The 5685-nt window shown below is 63.1% G+C and carries 6 protein-coding genes and 1 pseudogene; 5 read left to right on the top strand and 2 right to left on the bottom strand.

Going from position 1 to position 5685, the window contains the following annotated elements; all coding sequences use genetic code 11:
* From PGX04_RS30960 to PGX04_RS30970, 3 genes and pseudogenes are all read left to right on the top strand, one after another.
* Positions 1-170 (top strand): annotated as a pseudogene (locus tag PGX04_RS30960) (hydroxyethylthiazole kinase); the annotation flags it as partial.
* 106 nt (positions 171-276) lie between these two features.
* Positions 277-549, top strand: coding sequence for a DUF7553 family protein (locus PGX04_RS30965; RefSeq protein ID WP_273741992.1), 273 nt, complete (start codon positions 277-279; stop codon positions 547-549).
* Between the two features lie 158 nt (positions 550-707).
* Positions 708-1055 carry an avidin-fold protein gene (locus tag PGX04_RS30970; protein ID WP_273741993.1) on the top strand — a complete coding sequence of 116 codons (348 nt, stop codon included), beginning with the start codon at positions 708-710 and terminating at the stop codon, positions 1053-1055.
* A gap of 858 nt (positions 1056-1913) precedes the next feature.
* Here the strand turns inward: PGX04_RS30970 and PGX04_RS30975 are convergent.
* Positions 1914-2549: a rubrerythrin family protein gene (locus PGX04_RS30975; protein ID WP_273741994.1), complete on the bottom strand. Its 636-nt coding sequence runs from the start codon at positions 2547-2549 to the stop codon at positions 1914-1916.
* 218 nt (positions 2550-2767) lie between these two features.
* Between PGX04_RS30975 and PGX04_RS30980 the strand changes: the two genes are divergently transcribed.
* Positions 2768-3982, top strand: coding sequence for a polysaccharide deacetylase family protein (locus tag PGX04_RS30980; protein ID WP_273741995.1), 1215 nt, complete (start codon positions 2768-2770; stop codon positions 3980-3982).
* 175 nt (positions 3983-4157) lie between these two features.
* Here PGX04_RS30980 and PGX04_RS30985 read toward each other — a convergent pair whose 3' ends face one another.
* A complete protein-coding gene (locus PGX04_RS30985; RefSeq protein WP_273741996.1) occupies positions 4158-5021 on the bottom strand; it encodes a sulfurtransferase in 864 nt (287 codons plus the stop codon).
* Between the two features lie 278 nt (positions 5022-5299).
* Between PGX04_RS30985 and PGX04_RS30990 the strand changes: the two genes are divergently transcribed.
* Positions 5300-5685: rhodanese-like domain-containing protein (locus tag PGX04_RS30990; RefSeq protein WP_273741997.1), on the top strand; the 386-nt coding region annotated here is incomplete at its 3' end.

Consider the following 5685-nt stretch of genomic DNA (forward strand, 5'->3'; position numbering starts at 1 on the left):
CCGCCGTCCACGGCACGCTCGCGTTCGGTCTCGCCGGCGAACGCGCGGCCGACATGGGGTACGCGGGCCCGGGCAGCTACCGGACGAACTTCCGCGATGCCGTCGCCGGTGTGACGGGCGATACCGTCGTGGATCTCCCCCTCGAGGACCGACTCGAGCGAGTGCACTGAATCACGCTCGAGCGGGTACGGTGACTCGGCCGAATTGCGCGGGTCACCGTTCCGATAGTCGGATTGTATTGAAACCGTTTTAATACCCGCTGGTGAACAGGAACGTATGGCTCGAGACGAACTCCAGAACGCGGCCGACTCGATCGGACGGGCGGCCGACGCGACAGCCGACGACGAGGCACGGGACCGACTTCAGACGCAGGCGGCAAAGTTCGAGGACTACGCGACGGCCGATCACGGTCCGGACCACGGCCAGCTCGCCCGTCACGAACACATTCTGAACGAGATCGCCGACAGCGAGGGCGGCGACGTCGCGTCGGCTCTCGAGGACGCGCTTGCAGCGATCTCCGAGTTCCGGTCGGACCTTGAGGGCGTCTAGGTTCTCGGTGTTTTCGACGGTTCGGAGAGTGTGCCGTAACAGTAGTTGCCCATATTCCTTTCTTCAAATAGAGCATAAAGCTGAAACGCCGGATTCGGTAAGTAGGTGTGCGAACTGAACACCAGAAGTGTTATTGACTCATTCAAGTCATCTAATGTATGGGAGACGAAATTTCGTTTGATGGTCGGACACTCGCTGGCGTTGCGAACGACGAAGACGGGGAAGTGGGTGCAGATACCGTCTTCCATTTTGAACAGGCCGGCGAACGAATCTATGCAAACTACTCTGGTGGCGATATTGTAGATGGGCACTTGGTTGGGACGTTCGATGGGGAACAATGGGACATCAGATACACCCAAATAAATACGGATAATGAAACCGCAACTGGTCACTCTGTTGGTGATGTCGAACTTCTCAACGATGGACGTATTAGAGTTGAAGATGAGTGGGAGTGGGAATCAAAATCCGGTACTGGCGAGTCAATTCATGAAGAAATTGACCAGTAGATAGTCCTAACAAATCACATCTCGACTGGTCACTACTTGACCTGTACTGACCGCGAGTCTCACGGACAATCTGGATAAAGAAACCATATTCCTCTCTACTGGTAACGGTTCTCGTCGAGTGGTATCCGGAACGTGTCCTGCTATCGTGGCACCAGGGAATCGCCACATCCTCCCCAGCCGATTTCTCCGCACGGGCGATGCGAGACGGTTTCACCGTCGTCTCACGGGTGCGCTGCACCCGTTCGACTGCTCGCGGAACCTGTGGTTCCGCGCTCGTCCCGACAGTCGCAGCGCGTTGCGTCCGAGAATCGCAAGCGATTCTCGCAGCCCATCAGAAGTGGGTTGCACGTCTGAGGACGCCGCGCACTTCCCATTCACGGGTCACTTCGTTCCCCATTCACGTCGCGGTTCTCGCTCACTGTGTTCGCTCACGGCTCGCTTGGCTCACCGTTCGCGTCCCCGCGGTTCTCGCTCACTGTGTTCGCTCACGGCTCGCTTGGCTCACCGTTCGCGTCCCCGCGGTTCTCGCTCACTGTGTTCGCTCACGGCTCGCTTGGCTCACCGTTCGCGTTCCCGCGGTTCTCGCTCACTCTGTTCGCTCCGAACCGCGCATCGCTCCGAACCGCGCATCGCCGAATCGCGCATCTTCGGATCGCGGCTCACCTATCGGTTCGCGGTTCCCTTCGGATCGCGGCTCACACGACCGAGGCCTGCACTTCGTTCAGGCCTCGCAGTTCGCCGCGACACAGCGCGCGTCACCGCACGTCGGTTGACCAGTCCGAAGTGATACGTCTCTACTCGGAACTGCAAACGAAGCCACAAAAGTTCTACTGCAAGAAATCGACCAATTCCCTGCCGTTAACAGACCGGCTTGGGGTTCGCACCCATCCCCTCGAGCGTCTCGACGTACTCGTCGTAGGCGGCCTGGATCGCGCCGCTCGCGGCCTCCTGAGCGCGGTCCCAGTCCTCATCGCTGTCACAGACCGTCTCGAGCAGCGTTTTCGCGCGCTCGAGCTGGTCGTCCAGATCCTCGCCGAAACCGCGGAACAGGCTGGCCGTCTGCGGGTCGGCGTCGCCGACGAAGTAGCCGACGACCTGATCCTTCGAGCGCTGACTCGCGAGAATGCGGCCGACGAGCGCGCCGACGCGTTCCACGGTGTCCTCGCGATTTCGGAGATACTCGTGGAGCTGGGGGACCTCGCTCGGTTCGTACTCGTCGTCGTCGAGTTTTCCGTCGACGGTCTCGTAGTGATTTTGCTCCTCTTCGGCCGTGGCCTCGAAGGCCGCGTGCGCCTCGTCGTCGCCCTCGTCGTCGGCCCACTCGCGGAACGTCTGCCAGGCGGCGTACTCGGCGTCGGCAGTCGCCTCGAGGACGGGCTCGGTGTCGATCTCCCCGCCGGTGTCGGCGTACAGCGACTTCGAGGAGCCGAGTCGCGAGAGCGCGGTCTGGTTGTCCTCGCTGACGGCCTCGACGAACGCGTCCGAATCGGTCATGCGGAGTGCTTTGAGCGGGTTCGAGTTATGTCTGTCGTCAGCTACCCGCGGCTCCGGCCGCGGGCGTCCGCGCTGTCCGCTTTGACGGCTCCCGCTAGCCCGGTCTCGACCCCGCGTTGTCCGTCCCCGTTGTCCGCCGATAGGCGCCGGCTACCCGTCGCGAACCGAACGCCAACGGCGGCATAACAATTACCCTGTCCGGAATTTCCTCGATCGGAATGAAACGACGAGCATATCTGGTGACGGCCGCCGCGGCGACGCTCGGTGGCTGTTCCGCCCTGAGCGATTCGGAAACGTCGGACGAACCGGACGATGGCAACGGCGATTCCGACTCGCCGGATCCGGTCGACGAGGATCCCGGATCGTTCGATCAGTTCGACGACCTCTCGATGTGGACGGTGATGGAAGGCTCGCTCGAACTCGACGCCGAACGCGCGTACGTCGGCGAGCAGTCCGGCCGCATGGAGGCGACGGAGTCCGAGCAACGAGTGATGATCAAACGCCGGTTCGACCAGCCGCGGGATCTCTCCGACGAGTTCCCCGCGATGGCGTTCGCGACCGAACGAGATGTCGACCCGATCGTTCAGCTCTCCGACACCGACGGCAACCGGCTGCTCCTCAAGTGTGACGTCCCGCCGGGGCTCCCGTTCGCCCGGCACGATCTCGGAGTTATCGGGACCGACGGCGAGCCGGATCTGAGCTCGATCGCTCACATCAAGATTTCGGCGCTGACGGGCGACGGCGAGTCGGTAACGGTGTGGTGTGACGACCTCCACTTCGTCTCTCGCCCGGACACCGGCAAGGTCCTCCTCCAGTTCGACGGTGGCCGCGAATCCACCGCGACCCGGGCTCGCTCGGCGCTGTCGGACTACGACTTCCCCGCGACCGCGTTCGTCCCCACCGACTACGTCGGCGGCTCCGGCTACGTCAGTCAGGGCCAACTCGAGACCCTCCAGAGCGACGGGTGGACGATCGCTAGCCAGGGAACGTCCAGCGGCAGTCTCGCCGGCCGGCCCGAATCGGCACAGCGGGACCGCATCCAGGGCGCGATCGAGTGGCTCGAGAACAACGGGTTCGAAGACGGTGCCGGCTACTTCGCCTATCCGCTCAATCGCTACGACGAGACGACGATGTCCCTCGTCGAGGAGCACCACGACGTCGGCTTCGTCGGCGGCTACGGCGGTCACGCCGACCTGTTGAACCCTGCGACCGCCCCGCGGACGGTTGGCCCGTCCGCCGACGAGGCGAAACAGTTGCTCGACCTGACGGCGCAGTTCCGGACGATTACCACGCTCAGCTACCCCGGTCTCTCCGGCGAATCGGGGGCGGCGCTCGAGGAGACGCTCTCGTATCTCAGCGAGCTCGAGTCGGCCGGCGACATCGAGGTCGTCGGGCCGGACGATATCGCGTCGAACCACGTCTACGAGGAGTAGACTCCCGCGAGTGTTCGTCCGCCAGCGTGGCTGACGCTATTTTTGCGAGTGGCGCAGAAATGAGTGCGGCAAAGTCGCTTGTTCTCCGTTTGATCGCCGAACGACGGCGCTCAATTGCCTTGCTCCACGGGTCGCTCGCGCTCCCCGTTTCGCTACGAGGTCTCCCTCGCTACGCTCAGTCGCCCTCGCCCTTCTCGATCGGCGCGTTGACCAGGTTGCCCCACTCGGTCCAGGAGCCGTCGTAGTTGACGGTGTCCTCGTAGCCGAGCAGTTCGTGCAGGGCGAACCAGGCGACGGAGGACCGCTCGCCGATGCGGCAGTAGGCGACGGTCGTCTCGTCGCCGTCGATGTCTTCGTCGGCGTAGAGCTCCTCGAGCTCCTCGGGATCCTTGAAGGTGCCGTCGTCGTTGGTCACGGCGGCCCACGAGATGTTCTTCGCGCCAGGGATGTGGCCGCCGCGCTGGGCGGTCTCCTGGAGTCCCGGGGGCGCGAGGATTTCGCCGGAGTACTCCTCGGGCGAGCGAACGTCGACGAGGGGAACGCCGCGCTCGATCGCGTTCTCGACGTCCTCGCGGTAGGCGCGGATGCTCTCGCGCGGGCCGGCCGCCTCGTACTCGGCGTCGGAGAAGTCGGGCTCCTCGTCCGTGGTCGGATAGTCGTTCTCGAGCCAGTACTCGCGGCCGCCGTCGAGCAGGTAGACCTCGTCGTGGCCGTAGTACTTGAACTGCCAGTAGGTGTACGCGGCGAACCAGTTGGAGTTGTCTCCGTAGAGGACGACCGTGTCGTCCTCGCTGATGCCGTGACCGCCGAGCAGTTCCTCGAAGTCGTCCTTCGAGAGGATGTCACGAGTGGTCTGGTCCTGAAGCTGGGTTTCCCAGTTGAACCCGATTGCACCGGGCGCGTGTGCGTCTTCGTAGGCTTCCGTGTCGACGTCGACCTCGACCAGTCGAAGGTCGGAGCCGTCGTCCTGGAAGTCGTCGAGGCGCTCCTCGACCCAGTCGGCCGTGACGAGTACGTCTTTGGCGTAGTCGTTTGCCATACGAATTCCTTGGACGGCGACACACAAAGGGACTACTTAACCGGTTAATTCGGACACCAGTCGACTCTGGCGGAAATAATTGCCGCTAGTAGGATCGCCGATCCTCATCACCGTTCGTACAGCGGCTGTATTCGTTGCATTCGCGGTGTTCCCTATACGTCGTGTGAAGGACAGGTCAAGTTCTCCACCAAAAACAAGCAAGAGTTGCCACTGTCCCGGTAGCCGGGATCGTCGCGAAACCGGTGCGTACTCGGATCTGCGTCTCGAACGGCCGCTCGATGGACGAATCTCTCGTCGTCTCCCCCGACTGGCTCGCAGCGCGTCTGGACGACCCGACCGTACGCATCGTCGACGTCAGGGACGCCTGGGAGTACGACGGGATCGGTCACCTTCCCGGTGCAGTGAACGTCCCCTTCGATAGCTACCGGGACGAGAGCGACGTCGACCGCGGTACCTTGCCCGGTGCCGAGGCATTCGCCGATCTGCTCGGCGAGAGGGGGATCGATCCCGACGACACGATCGTCGCCTACGACGACACCCACGGCGTCTTCGCCGCCCGGTTCGTGCTCACCGCCCTCGAGTACGGCCACGACGACGTCCGTCTGCTCGACGGCGACTACAGCGCCTGGAACCGGGCGTACGAGACCACGAGCGAGACGCCCGC

The organism is Natrinema soli (assembly GCF_028618695.1).

Excerpts from the sequence above, each read along its gene's own strand:
- PGX04_RS30965 (WP_273741992.1), top strand. The coding sequence starts at position 277 with ATGGCTCGAGACGAACTCCAGAACGCGGCCGACTCGATCGGACGGGCG.
- PGX04_RS30970 (WP_273741993.1), top strand. The coding sequence starts at position 708 with ATGGGAGACGAAATTTCGTTTGATGGTCGGACACTCGCTGGCGTTGCG.
- PGX04_RS30975 (WP_273741994.1), bottom strand. The coding sequence starts at position 2,549 with ATGACCGATTCGGACGCGTTCGTCGAGGCCGTCAGCGAGGACAACCAG.
- PGX04_RS30980 (WP_273741995.1), top strand. The coding sequence starts at position 2,768 with ATGAAACGACGAGCATATCTGGTGACGGCCGCCGCGGCGACGCTCGGT.
- PGX04_RS30985 (WP_273741996.1), bottom strand. The coding sequence starts at position 5,021 with ATGGCAAACGACTACGCCAAAGACGTACTCGTCACGGCCGACTGGGTC.